The organism is Viridibacillus sp. NPDC096237 (genome assembly GCF_050278625.1).
Classification (GTDB): Bacteria; Bacillota; Bacilli; order Bacillales_A; family Planococcaceae; genus Viridibacillus.
Genome location: NZ_JBNNTI010000044.1, coordinates 1 through 21,145 on the forward strand (window position 1 = coordinate 1; position 21,145 = coordinate 21,145).

General features: G+C 34.0%; 19 protein-coding genes, 2 pseudogenes and 1 riboswitch. Of the genes and pseudogenes, 18 read left to right on the forward strand and 3 right to left on the reverse strand.

Features of this window, described 5'->3' with window-relative positions; all coding sequences use genetic code 11:
• Positions 1–117 precede the first annotated feature (117 nt).
• A pseudogene (locus ACQKMD_RS18145) lies at positions 118–708 on the reverse strand (oleate hydratase); the annotation flags it as partial.
• Positions 709–1,055: 347 nt separating this feature from the next.
• A riboswitch (cobalamin riboswitch) is annotated at positions 1,056–1,242 on the forward strand.
• Between the two features lie 153 nt (positions 1,243–1,395).
• On the opposite strand from ACQKMD_RS18145, the gene nikA reads away from it, so the two are divergent.
• Genes nikA through nikE form a run of 5 tightly spaced genes read left to right on the forward strand, consistent with a single transcriptional unit; the run spans position 1,396 to position 6,621 of the window.
• Positions 1,396–3,018 (forward strand): nickel ABC transporter substrate-binding protein, encoded by a 1,623-nt coding sequence (gene nikA / locus ACQKMD_RS18150; RefSeq protein ID WP_427753782.1) that lies wholly within the window; start codon positions 1,396–1,398, stop codon positions 3,016–3,018.
• A gap of 39 nt (positions 3,019–3,057) precedes the next feature.
• Positions 3,058–3,996 (forward strand): nickel ABC transporter permease, encoded by a 939-nt coding sequence (nikB, locus tag ACQKMD_RS18155; protein WP_427753783.1) that lies wholly within the window; start codon positions 3,058–3,060, stop codon positions 3,994–3,996.
• Entirely contained in the window at positions 3,993–4,829 is an 837-nt protein-coding gene (gene nikC / locus ACQKMD_RS18160) for a nickel transporter permease (protein ID WP_427753784.1), read from the forward strand. Before nikB ends, nikC begins: the two co-directional genes overlap by 4 nt.
• Positions 4,830–4,845: 16 nt before the next feature.
• Positions 4,846–5,823 carry an ABC transporter ATP-binding protein gene (locus ACQKMD_RS18165; protein ID WP_427753785.1) on the forward strand — a complete coding sequence of 326 codons (978 nt, stop codon included), beginning with the start codon at positions 4,846–4,848 and terminating at the stop codon, positions 5,821–5,823.
• Positions 5,824–5,826: 3 nt separating this feature from the next.
• A complete protein-coding gene (gene nikE / locus ACQKMD_RS18170) occupies positions 5,827–6,621 on the forward strand; it encodes a nickel import ATP-binding protein NikE (RefSeq protein ID WP_427753786.1) in 795 nt (264 codons plus the stop codon).
• Positions 6,622–6,890: 269 nt separating this feature from the next.
• On the opposite strand, the gene ACQKMD_RS18175 is transcribed toward nikE, so the two are convergent.
• On the reverse strand, positions 6,891–7,208 hold the full coding sequence (locus ACQKMD_RS18175) for a hypothetical protein (protein ID WP_427753787.1): 318 nt from the start codon (positions 7,206–7,208) through the stop codon (positions 6,891–6,893).
• Positions 7,209–7,287: 79 nt separating this feature from the next.
• Here ACQKMD_RS18175 and ACQKMD_RS18180 point away from each other — a divergent pair, with 79 nt between their 5' ends.
• The 6 genes from ACQKMD_RS18180 (at position 7,288) to ACQKMD_RS18205 (ending at position 10,656) form a co-directional block, all read left to right on the forward strand.
• Positions 7,288–7,812: a DUF6886 family protein gene (locus ACQKMD_RS18180; protein WP_427753788.1), complete on the forward strand. Its 525-nt coding sequence runs from the start codon at positions 7,288–7,290 to the stop codon at positions 7,810–7,812.
• Between the two features lie 27 nt (positions 7,813–7,839).
• A complete protein-coding gene (locus ACQKMD_RS18185; protein WP_427753789.1) occupies positions 7,840–8,532 on the forward strand; it encodes a Type 1 glutamine amidotransferase-like domain-containing protein in 693 nt (230 codons plus the stop codon).
• Positions 8,533–8,776: 244 nt separating this feature from the next.
• A complete protein-coding gene (locus ACQKMD_RS18190; RefSeq protein ID WP_427753790.1) occupies positions 8,777–9,070 on the forward strand; it encodes an NUDIX hydrolase in 294 nt (97 codons plus the stop codon).
• Between the two features lie 288 nt (positions 9,071–9,358).
• Positions 9,359–9,577: a hypothetical protein gene (locus tag ACQKMD_RS18195; protein WP_427753791.1), complete on the forward strand. Its 219-nt coding sequence runs from the start codon at positions 9,359–9,361 to the stop codon at positions 9,575–9,577.
• Positions 9,578–9,610: 33 nt separating this feature from the next.
• On the forward strand, positions 9,611–10,030 hold the full coding sequence (locus ACQKMD_RS18200; protein ID WP_427753792.1) for a GNAT family N-acetyltransferase: 420 nt from the start codon (positions 9,611–9,613) through the stop codon (positions 10,028–10,030).
• Between the two features lie 53 nt (positions 10,031–10,083).
• Positions 10,084–10,656: a DUF1697 domain-containing protein gene (locus ACQKMD_RS18205; RefSeq protein WP_427753793.1), complete on the forward strand. Its 573-nt coding sequence runs from the start codon at positions 10,084–10,086 to the stop codon at positions 10,654–10,656.
• Between the two features lie 356 nt (positions 10,657–11,012).
• Here the strand turns inward: ACQKMD_RS18205 and ACQKMD_RS18210 are convergent, their stop codons facing one another.
• Entirely contained in the window at positions 11,013–12,212 is a 1,200-nt protein-coding gene (locus tag ACQKMD_RS18210) for an MFS transporter (protein WP_427753794.1), read from the reverse strand.
• Positions 12,213–12,318: 106 nt separating this feature from the next.
• On the opposite strand from ACQKMD_RS18210, the gene ACQKMD_RS18215 reads away from it, so the two are divergent.
• From ACQKMD_RS18215 to ACQKMD_RS18245, 7 genes and pseudogenes are all read left to right on the forward strand, one after another.
• Positions 12,319–14,046, forward strand: coding sequence for an ABC transporter substrate-binding protein (locus ACQKMD_RS18215; protein ID WP_427753795.1), 1,728 nt, complete (start codon positions 12,319–12,321; stop codon positions 14,044–14,046).
• A 197-nt stretch (positions 14,047–14,243) separates the two neighbouring features.
• Positions 14,244–14,474, forward strand: coding sequence for an NUDIX domain-containing protein (locus tag ACQKMD_RS18220; RefSeq protein WP_427753807.1), 231 nt, complete (start codon positions 14,244–14,246; stop codon positions 14,472–14,474).
• Positions 14,475–14,491: 17 nt separating this feature from the next.
• Complete coding sequence (locus ACQKMD_RS18225) at positions 14,492–14,944, forward strand: GNAT family N-acetyltransferase (protein WP_427753796.1); 453 nt, start codon at positions 14,492–14,494, stop codon at positions 14,942–14,944.
• A gap of 556 nt (positions 14,945–15,500) precedes the next feature.
• The gene (locus tag ACQKMD_RS18230) at positions 15,501–17,039 is read left to right on the forward strand and encodes a thiol-activated cytolysin family protein (protein WP_427753797.1); all 1,539 of its coding nucleotides are present in this window, start codon (positions 15,501–15,503) and stop codon (positions 17,037–17,039) included.
• A gap of 401 nt (positions 17,040–17,440) precedes the next feature.
• Entirely contained in the window at positions 17,441–18,352 is a 912-nt protein-coding gene (locus tag ACQKMD_RS18235; protein WP_427753798.1) for a hypothetical protein, read from the forward strand.
• Between the two features lie 63 nt (positions 18,353–18,415).
• Positions 18,416–19,105 carry an aspartate/glutamate racemase family protein gene (locus tag ACQKMD_RS18240; protein ID WP_427753799.1) on the forward strand — a complete coding sequence of 230 codons (690 nt, stop codon included), beginning with the start codon at positions 18,416–18,418 and terminating at the stop codon, positions 19,103–19,105.
• 574 nt (positions 19,106–19,679) lie between these two features.
• Positions 19,680–20,781, forward strand: a pseudogene (locus tag ACQKMD_RS18245) (MFS transporter).
• The last annotated feature ends 364 nt before the right edge of the window (positions 20,782–21,145 follow it).

Consider the following 21,145-nt stretch of genomic DNA (forward strand, 5'->3'; position numbering starts at 1 on the left):
GTCGTTCCTTTATTAGTGGATTTGGACGGGTTACCACCTGACTTTATCCATTATAAAGGACTTTTTTTATGCACAAAACAAGATTATTGAACATTATGAGTATTTTTAAAATTAAAGTTATTTTAATGCAACGCTAGTGAATTTACCTATTTGTTTTAAGATAAATGGAGCATCTACATCTGTGAATTTTTTACCATCAAGTAAGCGAGCAGTTGAAGATAACAAAGTACGAATATCGTAAGTAGATGCAAACACTTCTGGAACGCCTCGATCAATATCTAATAATTGATAAACAGCTTCCATCGCTGTTCTTACTGAATATTCAGTAGTGAATACAGTATCTCTTTCTGTTTCACTAAAATTACCCATGAAGGCTAAGTTAACAGGTTGTCGGTTCAACGTATAGCTTAGCATCCAATTAGAATCTGTAGCAGTTACAATAGCACCAGTAACTACGTTGCCAGCATATGGATCTCTTTTACTTATCTTTTCAATATATGGAGCAACTTTAGCATCCAATGTAGTTAGTGTTGCTGAAACAAACCAACTTTCTTCTGGAAGATCTTCGCAGAATTTTTCTGGTCTACCAAACTCAGAGTCTTGAGAAGCGATGTTTTTCCAAAGTGACCAGCTTCCACTTAAATTAGTACTTATAGGGGCTGGCGTATTATTGTCGCCGTATGTTGTACTCTCCGTAATACTACCATTTGGTTAACCTGTACCAAACTAAAGTTCAGGAATTAATTAGATGATATTCATTTCTGTGGAATTAGCCACAAGGCTTTTGGTTAAAGTATGCAATCTTATTGTATGAATGGAAGGTTATTCTTTTTATCGTATTAAAAATAAATGACTTTATTATTTCTTCACAGTTAAATTATTACTATAGATAGGGGGATTTACAACCAGCAACGGTATGTGTAACTGCAACAAAACATGCTAATTTTGTTGTAAAACTTTTGAATAAAATTAAGACATAAAATTGATATAGCTTTAAGTTGTAAAAACGAATATACTTTATATTAGAAAAACTTTTTTTATTTGCACAAAAAATTACATATAGTATTGGAATAGGTGTGTTCGTTTAAAACGAATACTTAAAAGGGAAGTCGGTGAAAATCCGACATGGTCCCGCCGCTGTAAGGGTGAGTCTCATGCAAGAAAGTCACTGGATATTATCCGGGAAGACGCATGGAGGCAATGAACCTAAGTCAGAAGACCTGCCTGTTCTAAAAATGCTGATAAACCTACGGGAGATAGGGAGGTGTTAGAGTGCTAGGAGACAAATTTGTTCTGAAACTAAAAGCATTGCTGACCTTTTTTATCGGGTTAGGAATGCTTTTTTGTATGCCAATATTTTATGGTAATTAAATTTTATAGTTGAAGGTGAAAAAAATGTTATTCAAACGATCAAAATTATTAAGTCTTCTCTTTTTACTATTATTAATGTTCGTAACGGGTTGCAGTAATACTCCCAAAGGTTCAGAAAATACTTCACTAAAAGATAATGGGAAAGTTGTTACATTTTCTATGACTGGAGATATAGGCGATCTAAATCCACATACATATTTTCCAAATGAGTTTTTTTCACAAGCAATGGTATATGAGTCCCTTGTGTATTACGGGAAGGGTGGGGATATTCAGCCTTGGTTAGCAAAGAGCTGGGATATTTCAAAAGACGGTAAAGAGTATGTATTCCATCTGAGAAAAGGTGTAGAGTTTTCTGATGGCTCGAAATTTAATGCGGCAATTGTTAAGAAGAATTTCGATACGATTTTAAATAATCATAAACAACATGAATGGGTAGAGTTAATTAACCAAATTAAAGATACAGCAGTAGTGGATGAATATACTTTTAAGATTACTTTGAACAATTCTTATTATCCAACTCTACAAGAATTAACATACATAAGACCTTTGAGATTTGTTGGAGAAGCTGCTTTTCCTGACAGCCAAGATACATTTAAGGATGGTCTTAAATCTCAAATTGGTACAGGGCCATGGGTACTTAGCGAATATAAGAAAAATGAATATGCAGTATTCGAAAGAAATGAAAAGTACTGGGGTACTAAACCAAAAGTAGATAAGGTTGTTGTTAAAGTCATTACTGACGGGGAATCTAGGGTATTAGCGTTTGAGAAAAATGAACTTGATTTTATTTTTGGTAATGGGGTCATAAGTCAAGATTCATTCCAATTTTTAAAGGATTCTGGGAAATATGAAACTAAGTTGTCAGAGCCTACAGCTACAAGAACGCTACTTTTTAACACAAATAAAGAAGCAACTAAAGATCATAAAGTACGTTTAGCATTTAACTATGCATTTAATAAACAGGCTGTGATAGATAATATTTTTTATGGTATGGAAAAAAAAGCAGATACATTGTTCCCACCTGTATTGGATTACACAAAAATTGATATAGATTCATATCAGTATGACACAGCAAAAGCAGAGCAGTTATTAGATGAAGCAGGGTGGAAAAAAATAGAGGGTAAACCGTTTAGAGAAAAAGACGGAAAAGAACTGCAGCTAGAATTCCTTTTTAATAGTACAGATAATATCCAAAAGTCAATCGCACAATTTGTGCAAGGTGATTTTAGAAAACTAGGAATTGATATTAAGTTGAATAGTCAGGAAACAAATACTTTCTGGAAAACGGCATTCCAAGGTAATTACGACATATTATTTACCTCAACATGGGCCGTACCTTTTGATCCACATTCTTATTTAGCTTCAATTACAACAGATTCAGAAAATGGTGGTCCAGATTATACTGCTTTATTGGGGTTACCAGAGAAGAAAGAAATAGACGAGAAGATTAAGAAAGTGCTTTTAACTACAGGTGAAAAAGAAAGAAAAATGTTGTATACCGATATTTTATCAACTTTGCATGAGCAAGCCGTATACTTACCGATATCTTATCAATCTAATGTAGCGGTTTATCATAAAAATATTAAAGGATTAGATTTCTTGCCTCAAGAAGCAGAGGTACCTTTAACTACAATAGATGTTGAATGAAGCAAGGATTATTAATAACAACAACTTAAGGAGTACTACATGAGTTGGTTTATAGTTAAGCGTTTCGCAAGTCTAGTTCCAATATTATTAGGAATCTCAATTATTACTTTTATCTTACTGCACTTAATTCCTGGAGATCCAGCAGTAGCTTATTTAAGGTTATCGAATATTCCTCCTACTGATGAGGCTGTGGCTGCTCTTCGACTTGAGCTTGGATTAAATAAACCTTTATATATCCAGTATTTTGAATGGTTAGGAAATGTAATTCAATTGGATTTAGGGATGTCTTTTGTGTCTAAGAATACAGTTTGGAACGAGATGTTGTTACATTTAATTCCAACAATTCAACTAACATTAGCTGCGTTTTTCTTTATCGTAGTTATTAGCTTGCCAATAGGAATGCTATCGGCTCTCTACAAAGGAAAATGGATAGATCAATTTAGCAGAATAATAGCTTTTGTTAGTGTTTCTATGCCTACATTTTGGTTTGGTTTCCTATTAATCTATTTTTTATCAGTAAAGTTAGATTTATTACCTGTTTTGGGGAGGGGGACACTAGCACATTTAGTGCTTCCTTCCTTAACGCTTGCTTTTGGCTATATTGGTACAAATATACGATTACTTCGAGCAAGTATGCTTGAAAATATAAATGAGCCATTTGTTGTATATGCAAGAGCGAGAGGTTTGAGTCAATGGAAAATCATTAGTAGACATGTATTAAAAAAGTCCATCCTTCCTATAGTAACTGGGCTTGGTATGAGTTTTGGCAATATGCTAGGTGGAGCAGTTATTGTTGAAACCATTTTCGCTTGGCCAGGCATGGGACAATTATTTGTCTCGTCCATTTTAAATCAAGATTATCCAATGATTCAGGGTTGTGTATTATTTATGAGTGTAATCTTTGTGGTCTGCAATCTTTTAGTGGACCTTACATATTCCTTACTAGACCCCCGCATTCGGTTGGAGGGAGAGGAATGAGACCGATTGTAAAGTTGAATCGAAAACTGATAAATCATAAGCTCATGACAATTAGCAGTATCATTATTTTACTTATGATTGGGGTGGCCCTCTTTGCTCCTTTTTTGGCTCCAAATGATCCGAACTTTGTTGATATCGCTCAGAAACTACAAGGCCCTTCCTCTCAATTTCCATTAGGGACTGACCATTTAGGGAGATGTATATTATCGAGATTAATCTTTGGAACACAGACTTCGCTCGGAACAGCCATCCTTGTAATGGGATTTATGATGATGATTAGTGTTCCACTTGGCATTTTTGCAGGCTATGTTGGTGGTAAGGTGGATTATCTCTTTATGAGAATCTGTGACATCCTCATGGCATTTCCAAGCTTTCTTCTGTCATTAGCATTGGTTGGCATATTGGGGCCAGGTATTTTTAATCTAATTTTAGCAATGGTGCTTGTTCAATGGGTTTATTATGCTCGTGTCATTCGAGGAATGGTGCTCAGTGTTAAGGAACAAAACTTTATATTAGCAGCCAAAATATGCGGCACTCCAAAGTTTATCATAATTATGAAACACATTTTCCCTGCCATTATCTCTCAAGTTGTTGTATTAGTCTTTATGGACATCGGAGGAGTTATTTTAGCTATTTCTAGTCTTTCATTTTTAGGTCTTGGAGTTCAACCACCAGAGGCAGAGTGGGGAATGATGATTAATGATAGTAAGCCATTTTTTAGAAATTACCCTTCATTGATGTTGTACCCGGGGATGATGGTTTTCATTGTTGTCATAGCCTTTAACGTATTCGGCGAGGCATTGAAGGATGTGTTAGACCTAAAAAAGGGCTAGAGGGGGAGGGCATGGAATGAGACAACAACCGATACTAGCTGTAAACAAATTAACTATATCCGTATCAACACCTCATAAAGTGGTTCAACCAGTACGTGATGTCAATTTTACGCTTGAGTCAGGGAAAGTGTTAGGCCTTGTTGGCGAGAGTGGATCAGGGAAAACGTTGACTTGCCTGTCTTTGTTAAATCTTTTACCTGACAATGTAAAAGTAAAGCATGGAAGCATTAACTATAGAAATAAAGACCTTTTAAACTGTTCAACAGAAGAAGTAAGGAAAGTCCGGGGCTATGAGATTGCTATGATTATGCAAAATCCTATGATAGCCTTTAACCCTGTAAGAACAATTGAAAGTCATTTTATTGAAACAATTAGAACTCACTTTCCTATGACTAAGCGACAAGCGCGAAAAATGGCTGTGGAGTATTTAGAGAAAACCGACTTTACTAATCCAAAAACTGTATTAAAGCAATATCCATTTCAGCTAAGTGGTGGGATGTTGCAACGAGTTATGATTGCGATTACTATGTCCCTAACCCCCTCTATTTTAATTGCTGATGAACCAACAACTGCACTTGATGCAACAAATCAACTTCAGGTTTTAAAACAGTTGGATAGATTAAGGAAGGAATATAATACAGGCATTTTATTGGTATCACACGACTTTGGGGTGATTGCGCAACTAGCTGACGAAGTAGCTGTGATGTATGGTGGCTATATTGTGGAAAAGGCTCCAGTGATGAAGTTATTCAATCAACCTATGCACCCATATACCCGTGTCTTATTAGAATCAAGGCCTGGATTAACAAGAAGAAAGATACAAAGTGTTAGTACTTTAAGTCCTAATTCAATTAATAGTGAAAGTATATGTCCATTTGTAAATCGATGCAAGGACGCAGACCATACATGTACAAGTTATAATCTTGAGTTTAAAAAGTTTGAAAAAGATCATCTAGTACGTTGCGTAAAGGTACTAGAAAGCATAGGTGACTGAAAAGTGAGCTTACTTGAATTGAACAATATAAAGAAAACATATTTACTAGGGAACTCTGTTTTTGGGAAGCGTAATTCTGTTGAAGCCATTAAGGATATCTCACTAACTTTAGAACAGGGAGTATGCTTAGGTATTGTTGGAGAAAGTGGATCAGGTAAAAGTACCCTTGGTAAAATTATTCTGGGCCTGGAAAAACCAGATCAAGGTGAGGTTTTATTTCAGGGAAAGCATCTTCATAGTTTAAAAGCAAAAGAATTAAGAGAGTTAAGGCGTAATCTCCAAGTTGTTTTTCAAGATTGTTATAGCTCGGTTAATCCAAGACTTACAATCGGTGAAATTATTGCGGAGCCTTTAAGAAATTATGAAAGACTCACATCTTCTGAAGAGCAAAAGCAAGTACAGGGGCTTTTGGAGGTAGTCGGGTTAAGGCGGGAAGATATTCATAAGTATCCTTCTCAGTTTAGTGGAGGGCAGCTACAAAGGATCAATATTGCAAGAGCGATTGCTTTAAAGCCAAAACTAATAATTCTTGATGAGGCCATAAGTGCTTTAGATGCTCTAGTCCAAATACAAATTTTAAATCTGTTGGCACAATTAAAAGAGGATTTTCAACTTTCATATCTCTTTATTTCTCATGATATACAGGCAGTTAATTACATAGCAGATCAAATAGCTGTAATGTATCAAGGTGAAGTTGTAGAATGGCAAGATGATATGGAAAAGCTAGAACAATTAGAACATCCTGTTTCTAAAAAGTTGATATCTTCTGTACTACCTTCTTATCCTGTGTATTTTTGATATGGGGAAAAATAATCTCCAATTATTAAACAGTTATTCTACGAAGTTAAAAGAAGATGATAATTAAAATCAAGACTAAGCCAATTTGCTTTAGTCTGTAATATTTGCTTTAAAGTCTGGAAGTTACTAGAACAATCAAATAAAACGTAGTTAGATAGAGCTGAATCAAGCCTCTCTAACTACGTTTTTTGTTGCATAAACTACTAAAATGAACAGTACTCAAAGTAAGGTTTGTTACTCTGTATTAAACAAGACTATGGCATTATAGTTTACTCTTGTTTTTTTAAGTCAGGTTTTACATTCATAAAAAGAGTGAAACCGTCATTTACTTGTACTTGCTTTCGTAACTCGTTGAACTTATCCGTTAACTCTTGCCCTGTATAGCCTGCTTTGGTCAGTTGCTCCATAATTAATGTTTTATACTTTTCAAAAACTGGATCAATTATGGGTGTAATAATCAGTGCACCATTCACTTTGGAAATTTGAACTTCATCGATTAATGAAAAATCTTCATAAAACTCTTCCGGAATTTTAATCTCACGCTCTGCAGAAATTTTTACTTTTTTTGACTGGGCTTCATATCCCAACTCATTCACCCCCGTATTATGATATTCTAAGAATAGGGTGAAATAGAATATTCTTGATAAATTTAATGGGAGGTTAATTATGAGACTTTTTCATGTAAGCGAAGAAAGAAATATTGGTTTTTTTGAGCCTAGATTACCTTCCCGTCAGGATTTAGATCAGACAAAAGGACTTGTTTGGGCGATCAATGAAAAATGCTTACCAAATTTCTTGACGCCAAGAAATTGTCCTCGCGTTTGTTTTCATATAAATGCAGAGACAACAAAAGAAGATAAAACTCGATATTTTTCATCTAGCACATGTCATCATGTGGTAGTAGTTGAAAACAAATGGCTACAAAGAATGCAAGATACAAAGCTATATTTATATGAATTTGATTCAAAGGAATTTAACTTACTTGATGAAAATGCAGGGTATTATGTTAGCGATAAGAAACAAGTTCCTATTGGCTGTTCTGAAATAACTGATTTGTTTGAAGCACTTTCCAATCGAAATGTAGAACTAAAAACGGCAGAAAGTCTGTGGGAACTTCATGATGAAATTCTACATTCGACATTAAGTTTCTCAATGTGCAGGATGAAATTTGCTACCCCTAGAGGTTACTAACAATTGTTGAATGGAGGATGAAAAACTATGAAACAAATAATTGCACTTGGTGGCGGCGGATTTTCAATGGAGCCTGAAAATCCATTATTAGATTCTTATATTCTTAGTCAGTCGAAAGAGGATAATCCGAAAATTTGCTTTATACCTACAGCAAGTGGCGATGCTGACAATTACATAGCAAGGTTTTATGATTTTTTTAAGACTCAAAATTGCAAACCAACGCATTTATCTTTGTTTAATCCACCAACTAGATATTTAGAAGACTTCATATTAAAGCAAGATATTATTTACGTAGGTGGAGGAAATACAAAAAACTTATTGGTTTTATGGAGAGAATGGGGTCTAGATAAAATCTTAAAAAAAGCATGGGAAAAGGGTATTGTTCTTGCTGGTATTAGTGCAGGGGCTATTTGCTGGTTTGAAGAAGGCGTTACAGATTCGTATGGAGATGACCTTGAACCAATTCAATGTTTAGGATTTTTAAGTGGAAGTCATTGCCCACATTATGATGGAGAAAAAGATAGAAGACCATCTTACCATCATTTAATTAAATCACAACTCATCAAAGCAGGCATAGCAGCTGATGACGGTGTGGCGATACATTACATTGATGACGAGATTGCTAAGATTGTTAGCTCAAGACCAAAAGCAAAGGCGTTTCAGGTGTTTCTTGAAAATAAAGTTGTAGAGAAACAACTACCAACTGAATTTCTAGGCTAACTTTAATGAGTTATATAAATACACTAACTTAGGAGGCAATTATGAAGACCATTATAGTTAATTGGAACGGTCATAGAGTAAAACTTACATGGATACCAAATTTTCAATTAGAAGGATTGAGCGTTGTAACAAGTGTTCATGCAATTTGTATTCAAGATGATAAAGTGCTTCTTTCAAAGATTAAAGATAGAGGATTTAACATCCAGGTGGTCATGTTGAAATTGGTGAATCTGCTGAAGAAGCGATGCATCGTGAAGTGTATGAAGAAGCTTATGTTAAAGGTGATATTACATATCTAGGCTCAATTGAAGTCAATCATGAGGAAAACCAATCATTTGTCCCAGGTGGTAAATATCCAATGATAGGCTATCAATCTTTTTACAGAATGGATGTGAAGGAATGCTATCCATTTTTACGTGAAAACGAAGGAACTGCACGTATTTGGGTAGAACCAACTGAAGTTCCTTTTATCATAGAAGATCATGAATTAGCAACGATTATTTTGGATGATGCGTTGCAGCTTGAGAGTTCTTTATAGCGGTTTTAGTAATTATTTAGTGATAAATAATTTTCTATGGAGATGAGTGTAATGCAACCAAAACAACGAATTTGAAGCACTATGAAGAATCTATCCATTATATAGAGAGATTAAATGGAATATCTGATGAATCTTGGCTTACACCTATAGCAGAAAGTAAATGGTCTATCTGTGAAATTGTAGGACATTTAGTGCCATGGGACAATTTTGTATTGGAAAAAAGATTACCTTACTTGAAAAATCAATGTTCGAGAAATGAATAGTAATGAAGCGTTAGAGAGTCGAAATATGTCTAAAGAGTTAGGTATTCAAAAATTTACAGAGACAAGATTAATATTAGTAAATGAAATATCAAAGATGCCAGTTAGTGAATTTAATAAAGAATTATATATAGGTGCAAGTGTGTTGACTGTTACTGAATATTTTAAAGGACTTATAGAACATGACTTACACCACTTTCAACAAATTGATAATTCATTGAAAAAATTTAATAAGAAGCAAATTTGAAAGTCATGTATCTTGTCATTAAGGAGGAATAATTTGAACTCTGTTGTTACTGCAAATTTAGAAAATGTAGAGGCAATAATAAAGCTCGACTGCGATATTCTAGGAAATACGAGTAGAACAAAATATATCGAAAAGGCAGTAGCAGAAAAACGTTGCTTAATACTGAAAGAGGAAGAGACCGTTCAGGGCTTCTTACTATTTGATATAAACTTTTTTGAATGTAGTTTTATATCATTAATCATTGTTTCAAAGGCAGCAAGAAGAAAGGGTTATGCAACAGCTTTGATTACCTATTTTGAAAGCATTTCACCAACAAAAAAAATATTTTCCTCTACAAACCAATCGAATACCAATATGCAGAAGGTGTTTACATCTACGGGATATGTACAAAGTGGCTTTGTTGAAAATTTAGATGATGGGGATCCAGAGATTATATATTTTAAGTTAACTTAGGCGACTATATAAAATAGCAAAGAATGGTTTAAAACAAGGTGGAGAGGGATAAGATGACAATTTATATCGCATTTTTACGAGGTATTAACGTAGGTGGTCATAATAAGATTAAAATGGCGGAACTGAAGCAAATGTTTGAGGCAATGGGATTCACACGTGTAGAAACGTATATACAAAGTGGAAATGTCCTATTCGAGTCAAGTGAGAAAGAACAATTTATACGAAAGTATATTGAGCATAGGATTGAGGCAGTTTTTGGGTATGCAATCAATGTTGTTTTAAGAACGTCCACAGATTTAGAACAGATTACTAAAAAGAGTCGTTTTTCGAAAGAAGCAATTTCAAATGCAGAAGTATCGTCAAAGGGAGAAAGCCAATACGTTGCTCTATTGCTAGAAAATCCTTCAACAGAAGCGATTGAACGGCTGAGTTCATTTAGAATCGAAAACGAAGACTTTCTAATTGAAGGTCGTGAAATTTATCTTTTATTCAGTAATAGCATTCGGAATTCCAAGTTGGCGAACAATCTGCAAAAGCTGAATGTTCCAGCAACAGTACGTAACTGGAAAACAATGAACAAGCTCACTACAATGTCCCGGAAAAAGGAGCTTGATTCATTGGAATAATTAATAAATGAGAGTGTATTTATTTTCAATTCTTTTAACATGGATAAAGGGGTTGTCCCAAAAAGGGTATTGTAGCCTGGAATGTACAAAATACAAATGCCGAAACGTTGATTTAACAGCGTTTCAGCATTTTCAAATTCAAGTGATTTTGTTGTAAAAGTGATTTATTAGATAGCCCCTTAAAAATTATTTACTTCAAAAGCAGATTAATAAAGAAATTCAATACCACCGCTTAATTCTTTCACTTTAAAGCCATTTTCTAAAAGAATAATCGCCGCTTTTGCAGCTGTATTACACCATACATCCCAGCAGTATAAAACGATTACTTTTTCTTAATGGGATACTCCATTTTCTTTTCACTTTGTATTTTTAAAATCTCCACGTAACAATGTAATTACAAGTACACATATGATTATGCTAGATAAAATAAATAAGTAGGGAATTGGAAGCCATTCAGCCCACAGTCCAGCTATAAACAAGCCTAGAGGTAGTACGAGTTTCATAAACATAGAAGATGTACCAGCAACCCGCCCCAATAAATGATTTGGTGTTGATTCTTGTCTGATTGCTAAATAAATAATGTTTATGATAACGGAAGTAAACGTTCGGAAAGCTAATAATATTCCTAATTGCCACCAAGAATTTGCGAAGAAAAATAATAATAGCGCAACCGCATCAACAGCTAACATAGTAACGAAAATTTGACCTCGTCTCCACTTGTTCCGTAAAGGCTGTATCGCTTTAGCCCCAATAATTCCTCCTATTGCAGAAATAGAATACATCCAGCCAACTTCACTTGTAGATGCACCAAGCTCATCAACTACATAAAACACTAGAACACCAATGACTAAACTTGTCGCAAAGTTGATAAATAAAATAGTCAGTGTAGGTGACAATAATTGTTTATTACCAAATAATTCCACTATACCTTCTTTCATATCCTCAATTAGTGACTGTGATTTATTACGCTTTGGTGTTGAAACGGGATCAATAAAGAAATATGAAATCCAAATAATGACTAAGCAAATTGTATAAATTAAAAATAGCCATTCATAAGCAAACCAAACAAGCAAAAAGCCTGCAATAGAGGGTCCTATAATGGAGACTATTGTACCGATTAAAGAAAATTTCGCTTCAATTTCAGTCATCCATTTTTTATCGAATAGCTGAGGGATTATAGAGTGTTTAGCATTACCAAATGTATAACCAACAGTTGACAATAAAAATCCTAATAAATACAAATGCCATAATTGAACTATATCTAAAAGAATTATGATCACTAGAATAGAAGATAAAATCGCTTGTATTAAACTGGTATATTGCAACATCCATCTTCGATTAACCCTATCAACTATAGCCCCTGCAAGCATACCCAGAAGAACGTTTGGTAAGAAATCTACCATTCGCATTGTACTCATTGCAAGGGCCGATTTTGACAAATCATAAATGAATAATGGCAGTATAAAGGTATAGATTTGACCGCCTAATGTAGAAATGAGTGTACTAAAATACAATAATGAAAAATTCTTATTCTTCAATAAATATAATTGGTTCATATTATCATCACCCTTACTTATTATGTTAAATAAGTATAAAATGTAAAAAGAGGAACAAAAAGTGTTTTCTTTTTGTGATATTGTTCCTCTTTTAAGAGGTGAATTGATGATTGATTATATGTTGAAATTAGCAGAGAATTATCCAACGAATGAATGGCAGAAAACAAGCGTAGTAGAGATTGCTGAACTGTTTAATTGTTCCCCCCGCTATGTGAAAACTATAATAAAAAACCTAGTACAAGCAGATTTGATTGAATGGCAATCATTCAAAGGAAGAGGAAAATTACCTCTGATTTTTGTGAAGCTGGATAGTAAGCAAGTGATAAAAAGGAAGTTTGATGACTATTGGGAAATAGGAAATTATTCGAAAGCGTATGCATTATTAAAGGAGTATGAACTTCTAGGTGATCAAGAAGTTATGAAATGGATTCAGAAACATTTCGGCATGGTTCATGTTGATAATAAAGAAAAAAGCTTAGATGTATTTCGATACCCTTATCCTGATACTCAACTCATTTTAGATCCACTTCACACATTATCCCGGCATGATGTTCACTTTTGTGAGCAATTATTTGAGCCTTTGTTCCTCTTTGATTCTGACAATCAAAAAGTGGTACCTAATATTGCAATTGGGTATGAAACAAATGATGGACAAAATTGGCATATTTTTTTGCGTAAAGATATTCATTTTCACGATGATTCAATACTTACAAGTAAGGATATTGTCGCTACATTTAACCGTGCTGCTAAGCAATTATCCGAACGAGTAAAACTGCAATCTACATCGTCTATAAATAATTTTTGTGTATATGTAAAACTAGAAGAAAGTAATTACTTATTTCTACGATATTTATGTAGTATGAAGTTGGCGATAGTATCACATAAGTGGATAGAAAAAGGAGAAAGTGGAACACCGGTTGGATGCGGTCCTTTCCAATTGCTTGCTCATACCGAAGACTATATGAAGCTTACAGTTTTCCCGAAATATTTTGGACTTAGACCTTGGTTAGATCAAGTAGAAATTATTCATACACCAAATGAAGTGTCATTTGGCATATCTAGAGAACCATCTGATTCTTTGAAAAGTAGCTATAAAATTGAACAGTCTGAGCTTGGTGCAGATTTTATTTTATTAAATGCTACAAAAAATAGCATTTTGTCAAACAGTGAGCTAAGAGAATGGCTCTATGAAAAAATTCATCCGGAATCATTTTGCCTTTATGAAATAGGAGAAACCGTTGCTTATAGCTTCTTACAAGAGAACAAGATCAATGAAATAACGAATAGGCAAGTTGATAAATTAGAAATAGATTGGCCAGTAATCAGAATTGGAGTGCAACAAATTCGCTCTAATGCAAATCATTTACGAGAAGCTGAGATTTTGGAGCAGCAATTAAATATGCTTGGTATTCCATGTTCACTTGAATTGGCCGATATCTTTATAAAAGCTGAAGAGGTAGCAGAGAAGTATGATTGCTTCGTTGGCGGTGTTGCCCTAAATAAGGATAAGTTAATCTCTCTTATGACCTTATTGCAATCAAACCAGTTTTGCTTTTTGGCGTTTTTAAATGTAAAAGCACAGATACAAGTTCAAAAAATATTGAAAGACATTAAGGCACAGTCAAATGAAGCATCTCAGCTAGATTTATATTTACAAATAGAAGCGATACTAAAAAGGGAAAATGTGCTGAAGTTTTTGACTCATCGTAAGCATTGGCTATATGTTTCTAACGATAGTCCATTTACAAATATCCATATGGATGCTCAAGGCAAACTAGATTATCGACGTATTTATAAGAAAAGGACATTGAGTAGTGTAATAGAAGGTGACTAGGAGGGGGTTTAAATGAAAAGAGTAGACGTTGTATATGCAGTAATTTGTAAAAAAGATACAAATGAAATATTGATGGTAAAATGAAAATATGATGTGGACTCTCCCAGGTGGTGCAGTGGAACAGAACGAAACATTGAACAGGCACTATTCGTGAAGTAAATGAAGAAACGAATTTAAGGATTGAAATAGGCACACTCATCGATTTACGAGAAAAGTTTTTCAAAGAACGAAATCATCATGCACTATTATTTACTTTTAAAGTTAAATCATATAGTGGGGAAGTAGCAATTAATTTTCCAGATGAAATTCAGCAGATTAAATGGATGTCATTTGAAGAAGCAGACCAACATATGACTTATTATCTAAACGGCATAGCATCCACTTTAGATTTTGATGGGCTAAATATAAAGCATGAATTAGAAAAATAATAAAATGAGGTAATGTAATGATAAAAAAGATTGATATTACTAATCTGAAAAATGCGTTTGAAGTTTTGAACATTCAAATCCCTTCGTACAAGGTAGAGGCAGAAATTATTGACTACTATGATATACCACCATTAAAAGATACTGTTGAAAAATTACAGCAATGTGGGGAAGCTTTCTTCGGTTATTATATCAGTGGAGAGCTATCTGGTGTTATTTCTATAAAAATAGAAAATGATGTAATGGATATTCATCGATTAATAGTACACCCAAAATATTTTAGAAAAGGCATTGCCAAGATGTTATTGGATTTCATCGAAAGCAATATAGAAGGTATCAAAACAATAATCGTGTCAACGGGTTCTAAAAATTTCCCAGCCGTAAATTTCTATGAAAAAAATGGATTCTCTAGAATTGAAGAAATAAAGGTAAATGAACGTTTATCACTGACTAACTTTAAAAAGCAATTTTGAAGAACAGACACTTGGAGATGTATTAAATTGTATATCTTAAGAAACAACGATTAGTGATATTGTTCGAGGAAATAGCACATCATCATTTATTTTCTATTGCAGAAGCTTTAGAGATTCAAGAAATTCAGGATATTATGGAGTTTGTAGAAAATTAACAAAAAACATGAAAATGTCTAGAAACACTGACATTAACAAAAAAGATCGATTCCTTAAAGGATTCGATCTTTTTTGTTAATGTAGGAGTGGGATTTCTTTTTACTGTACAAGGGGACCGCCCCATCGTCATCAACCTAAGAAATCAAATCACCCCCAAAACGATAAAATATATTTCTTTGTTCCAAAAGGCCTAAAAATTTCGTTCGGGGGTGCAAGAAAATCTTTACTTGATGGGCATGGGATGAACTCTCAAAAATGATGGTATTGGCATAAAAATGTTAAGAAGTAAAAAAGGACCGGGCATGAAAGTAGCTTAAAAACTATCTAATTTGAGTAAGTGAAAAAAATTTATCAATATACAAAAATCAAAATTTTATGATATAATTTTAAAAGGAAGGAGTTGGTTTTTTTGGGAATTATAAAAAATAATAAAGGAATAAAATTCCTAGCATGTTTATTCGTTAGTTTATGCACTATTAATTATTCATTTATTTCCTTCGCGGAAACACAAACAGGTAATTCAGTTGATGCAACAAAAAACCCTAAGGGCATTGATACTGGCATAGCAAATCTAAAGTATGATAATCAAGAGGTTTTAGCAGTAAATGGTGATAAAGTAGAAAGTTTTGTTCCGAAAGAAAGTATAAATTCAAATGGTAAATTTGTAGTAGTTGAACGTGAGAAAAAATCACTTACAACTTCACCAATCGATATTTCGATTATTGATTCTGTGGCTAATCGTACTTATCCAGGAGCAGTACAACTTGCAAATAAAGCTTTTGCAGATAATCAACCTAGTTTATTAGTGGCTAAGAGAAAACCTTTGAATATTAGTATAGACTTGCCTGGGATGAGAAAAGAAAATACAATAACTGTACAAAACCCGATATATGGTAATGTTTCTGGAGCTGTAGATGATTTAGTATCTACTTGGAATGAAAAGTATTCAAAAACACATACGTTACCGGCAAGAATGCAGTATACAGAATCTATGGTTTATAGTAAATCTCAAATAGCAAGTGTTCTTAATGTTAACGCTAAAGTTCTTGACAATTCACTGGGCATTGACTTTAATGCTGTTGCAAGTGGAGAGAAAAAAGTGATGGTTGCAGCATATAAGCAAATATTTTATACCGTAAGTGCAGAACTACCTAACAATCCATCAGATCTTTTTGATAATAGTGTTACTTTTGATGAGCTAACTCGTAAAGGGGTAAGTAATACTGCTCCGCCTGTTATGGTGTCAAATGTAGCTTATGGTAGAACAATTTATGTGAAATTAGAAACAACATCTAAGAGCAAAGATGTACAAGCTGCCTTTAAAGCCTTAATTAAGAATAACAGCGCCGAAACGAGTGGACAGTACAAAGATATTTTTGAAGACAGTACTTTTACCGCTGTAGTATTAGGTGGAGATTCAAAAGAGCATAACAAGGTTGTTACAAAAGATTTTAATGAAATACGAAATATCATTAAAGATAATGCAGAATTAAGTCTTAAAAATCCAGCATACCCAATTTCATATACAAGCACTTTCTTAAAAGATAACTCAACTGCTGCTGTTCATAACAATACAGATTATATTGAGACTAAAACTACAGAATATTCCAGTGCTAAAATGACGCTTGATCATTCTGGTGCATATGTTGCTCAATTTGATGTATCTTGGGATGAATTCTCATATGATCAAAATGGAAAAGAAGTGCTAACCCATAAAATTTGGGAAGGAAGCGGCAGAAACAAAACTGCTCATTTCTCTACAGTCATACCACTTCCACCGAATTCAAAAAATGTAAAAGTTATAGCGAGAGAATGTACAGGTCTTGCATGGGAATGGTGGAGAACAATTATTAATGAACAAAATGTCCCATTAACAAAAGAAATAAAAGTTTCAATTGGAGGAACAACATTATACCCAACTGCTAATATTAGTCATTAGGAAAAGTAAAGCGCCCTGTTTACAGGGCGCTTTTCCCAAATAGAACGAGGTATGGTGTGGCCAAAAATCTTTATTGCAGGTTTTACGGAAGTACCTAATGCTGCATAATAGATGACTTAAATGGATATTCATCGATTAATAGTACACCCAAAAAATTTTAGAAAAGGCATTGCCAAGGGATATTATTGGATTTCCTCGAAAGCAATATAGAAGGTATCAAAACAATAATCGTGTCAGCGGGTTCTAAAAATTTCCCAGCCCGTAAATTTCTATGAAAAAAAACAGATTCTCTAAAATTGGAGAAATAAAGGTAAATGAACGTTTATCATTGACTAACTTTAAAAAGAACTTTGAAGAACATTGCAGCGCTTAATTAAACGGTTAAAAAAGGAGGGGGAAAATTGATTATTGTACCTTCAAATGAAATTTTAGAGCAGTGGGTTGAAGATTATGTACCTAGAAAAGACTTGTTCTTTTTAGCAGAAGGTAATATTGAGAAACTCCAAGGACATTTGCGAAATGTACTTATAATGCCATCAACAGAATTTTTCAATCATACGTCATATACACAAATTGAATTAATGAATAGTTATGAATATTGGAATATAAAAAATGCATCACACGTAATTGTGGCACAGCCAGACTGGATTGTTGGGGTGGCTGAAGAAATTAGGACGTTCTTGTTACAGTGTCAAGTTAAAATAGAACGAGGTTTGGTGCTGCCAAAAACCTTTATTGCAGATTTAACGGAAGTGCCTGAGGATTACATAATAGATGACTTAGTTGTTTTACAAAGTAGTATGTGGGAAGGCATGTCTCAAAGCAATAAGAAAATGATAATTAAAAAAATGGTTGCTGAGTGGTGGGAGGATGGCGCATGCGAAGAAGTGCCAGAAGAACTACCGCCGCATTTAATGCCGTATGCTAATACATATGCGACAACTGCAGGTGCCAATTGTTTAGCGGCTGCATTATATGCAGTAAGTGATAAAGAAAGTGAATGGTTATTGCAAGAATGGATCCACCAGCAAGCCTTTTTAAATGGATTGCAGCAGCTTGGCTATGCGGTGTATGAGCAGGATGAAACGCTGATTGCAGGTGATGTAGTCGCATGGATCGATAACGATGAAGTAATCCAACATGCATCGTACTATGTTGGTAATAGACTATTTTTCAATAAACAAGGACAAACCATATTCAATGCCTGGAAAGTCAGGAAGGAAGCAGATTTGATGAAAGACTGGTCAAGTATGCAAATGAAGATCTATCGTAATCTTAATAAAAAAGTAAAAAAATTTAAAGTAGATGCTTAGCAGAGCAATCTGCTTCTTATTTTATTCTTGATTAATTATAACTTGAAGAGGGAGCGGTAATATATGAAAACAATTGGATTAATAGGTGGAATGAGCTGGGAATCGTCAGCAGAATATTATAAGTTCATCAATGAGGAAGTAAAACATCAATTAGGTGGTTTGCATTCAGCTAAATGTATATTATTTAGTGTGGATTTTGAGGAGATAGAGAAGTATCAGGTAATAGGAGATTGGGAAAGTGCAGGGCATGTTCTAGCAAATGCTGCAATTTCTTTAGAGAAAGCAGGAGCTGACTTTATTGTCATCTGTACGAATACAATGCATAAAGTCGTTAATTTAATAGAAGAAAATATTCAAATACCAATTTTACATATTGCAGATACAACGGCAAATCAAATAAAAGCACACGGTATTCAGAAAATTGGTTTACTTGGTACCAAATTTACGATGGAACAAGATTTTTATAAATCCCGTGTCGAAAAATACAATATTCAGGTCATTGTGCCAGAAGATGCAGAACGGTCTATGGTCCATCAAATTATTTATGATGAGTTGTGCTTAGGCATTTTGAAAGAATCATCAAAGGAAAAGTATTTAGATATCATCAATCGACTTGTTGCAGAAGGAGCTGAAGGAATTATTCTTGGCTGTACAGAAATTGGTCTACTCATCAAACAACAGGATACTAATATCCCTTTGTTTGATACTACTAAAATCCATGCTATTGAATCGGTCAAACAGGCATTACAATAAGCATTTAACATGATAGTATTCAATACTAGAAGAGTGTTTTAGCAAATGAAAGAAATGAAAATAAGGGGAAAATGAATTAGGATTGATTGAGCTCATTCCAACTGACTCTAATTGGTCGCGTTCATGATTTAGTTTTTCGTCATCATTTTCCATCACCTCAAGATTATTCTCACTTTCAATTTAAAAAGAATGAGTCAATAGAAAAATAGAAGGTTGGAGAAGCGTCCGCTCGACGCTCGCCCGCGGAAAGCGAGCGGTAAGCTTCGGAAAACCTAATCTATCCTATAAAAAAATAAAATGACTGTAGAAAACTCTGTTTTTTCGAGTTTGTCTACAGCCTGAACCCCTAATTTGTATATTTGGAGTTTTTCTATTTTTGTATAAAAATGTTTAAATAGGTATCACTTAGTTGTGATAAATATGATATGATTGCATTTCTCGGTAAAAGGGTCCTACCTTTTAATATGGTAGTGATAAGTCTCGAATACCTAGTATAACAAGGATTTAAAGTGAAAGGATGTTAAATATGCAATTACATCATAGACTAAAAGTGTTTAACTTTTTGTTTTTTGGAATGCTTGCGCTATTTGTTCCATTTTTACCGGTTTATCTAGGTGAAAGGGGTTTATCACCAAGTGAGATAGGGCTTGTCATAGGTACTGGTGGCTTTGTAACAATTTTTACGCAACCATTATGGGGTTTCATCAGTGATAAGACGAAAACAATTCGAAAAATATTATTACTTCTACTATTTTTAGCTAGTTTATTTGGTTATTTTTTGTTTAGCGAATGGGTTCGTGTTGTTAGTTGTTTTTGCGATGATTGTCTACTTCTTCTTAATGCCAATCGACCCGTTAATGGAAAGCTTGAATTTTACAGTTGCAGAAGTATCTAAAATAAGTTACGGTTCAATTCGTACATACGGAGCATTAGGTTATGCGGTATTAGCACTTGTTACCGGCTATATTATGTCATACTTTGGAAACAACAGCGTCGGTATTCTTTTTGTAATATTAGGTATTATTGGGTTCTTCATTATATGGAAAATGCCGGATGTTCCAACATCTTCAAAACCAGTGACAATTGCAGGTTTAAAGAGCTTTTTGAGTAATAAACAAACATTATCATTTTTATTATTAGTTTTTATCTGCTCAGTTCCTGCTCGTATGAATGAAACGTTTTTGGGTGTTCATATTTTGTCGTTAGGTGGAAGTACAAAACTTGTCGGGCAAGCGTTTTTCATTTCTGCTGCAAGCAAAATCATCATCTTTGCTCTTAGCTTTTGGTGGTTACGTAGAGGAAAAGAATTGCTGATAATCACGATTGCAGCATTTTTCTTTTTTGTACGATTTTTCGTTTCAGCTTGGATTACAGATCCGCAAATATTAGCACTCGTTCAATTACTACAAATGATTACTTTTCCAATTTTCTATACTGCTGCGATTCAATATTTATACCGCATAGTACCCGTAGAATGGAGAGCGACAGGGCAAACGGTGTTAGCATTATTATTCTTCGGAATATCAAGTATTGTCGCTTCATATGCAGGTGGTTTCCTTTACAACTCACTTACAGGACAACATTACTATCTAGTGATCTCTGGCCTTTCTTTAATAGGCACAATTTATGGGTTAGTGTCCTTATTTGTAAATCGTAATACGGCAATCGTTGAATAGTGAAATGAAGATCTCCTTTTAATATTTGATGAAGGGAGGTTTTTTTGTCTTTGACCCGAACCTTTAAAAAACATTGCCGAAATAGTAAATATTGTGGTATGTTCATTATCTACGACTGATATTGTACATCAATCATACATAGAGGAAAAATTGGTAATTATAAAAGTTTAAAAAAGGTTCTATTATTATTGATATGAGTACAACAGATGCAGAAACTGCAATCGATTTGGAAAAAATGGTTGATGAATTTGGAATGTTATTTTTATGATTCTCGATTATTGGCGATTCTGCTAGTACTGATAACGGTATGCTTACTATTATGGTAGGTGGTACTATTCAAAAATACGAGAAAGACCGTTCGAGA

Coding starts and splice junctions, on each gene's coding strand:
- ACQKMD_RS18210 (WP_427753794.1), bottom strand. CDS start 12,212: ATGAACCAATTATATTTATTGAAGAATAAGAATTTTTCATTATTGTAT.
- ACQKMD_RS18190 (WP_427753790.1), top strand. CDS start 8,777: ATGCATCGTGAAGTGTATGAAGAAGCTTATGTTAAAGGTGATATTACA.
- nikB (WP_427753783.1), top strand. CDS start 3,058: ATGAGTTGGTTTATAGTTAAGCGTTTCGCAAGTCTAGTTCCAATATTA.
- ACQKMD_RS18240 (WP_427753799.1), top strand. CDS start 18,416: ATGAAAACAATTGGATTAATAGGTGGAATGAGCTGGGAATCGTCAGCA.
- ACQKMD_RS18215 (WP_427753795.1), top strand. CDS start 12,319: ATGATTGATTATATGTTGAAATTAGCAGAGAATTATCCAACGAATGAA.
- nikC (WP_427753784.1), top strand. CDS start 3,993: ATGAGACCGATTGTAAAGTTGAATCGAAAACTGATAAATCATAAGCTC.
- ACQKMD_RS18195 (WP_427753791.1), top strand. CDS start 9,359: ATGTCTAAAGAGTTAGGTATTCAAAAATTTACAGAGACAAGATTAATA.
- ACQKMD_RS18205 (WP_427753793.1), top strand. CDS start 10,084: ATGACAATTTATATCGCATTTTTACGAGGTATTAACGTAGGTGGTCAT.
- nikA (WP_427753782.1), top strand. CDS start 1,396: ATGTTATTCAAACGATCAAAATTATTAAGTCTTCTCTTTTTACTATTA.
- ACQKMD_RS18225 (WP_427753796.1), top strand. CDS start 14,492: ATGATAAAAAAGATTGATATTACTAATCTGAAAAATGCGTTTGAAGTT.
- ACQKMD_RS18185 (WP_427753789.1), top strand. CDS start 7,840: ATGAAACAAATAATTGCACTTGGTGGCGGCGGATTTTCAATGGAGCCT.
- ACQKMD_RS18165 (WP_427753785.1), top strand. CDS start 4,846: ATGAGACAACAACCGATACTAGCTGTAAACAAATTAACTATATCCGTA.
- ACQKMD_RS18180 (WP_427753788.1), top strand. CDS start 7,288: ATGAGACTTTTTCATGTAAGCGAAGAAAGAAATATTGGTTTTTTTGAG.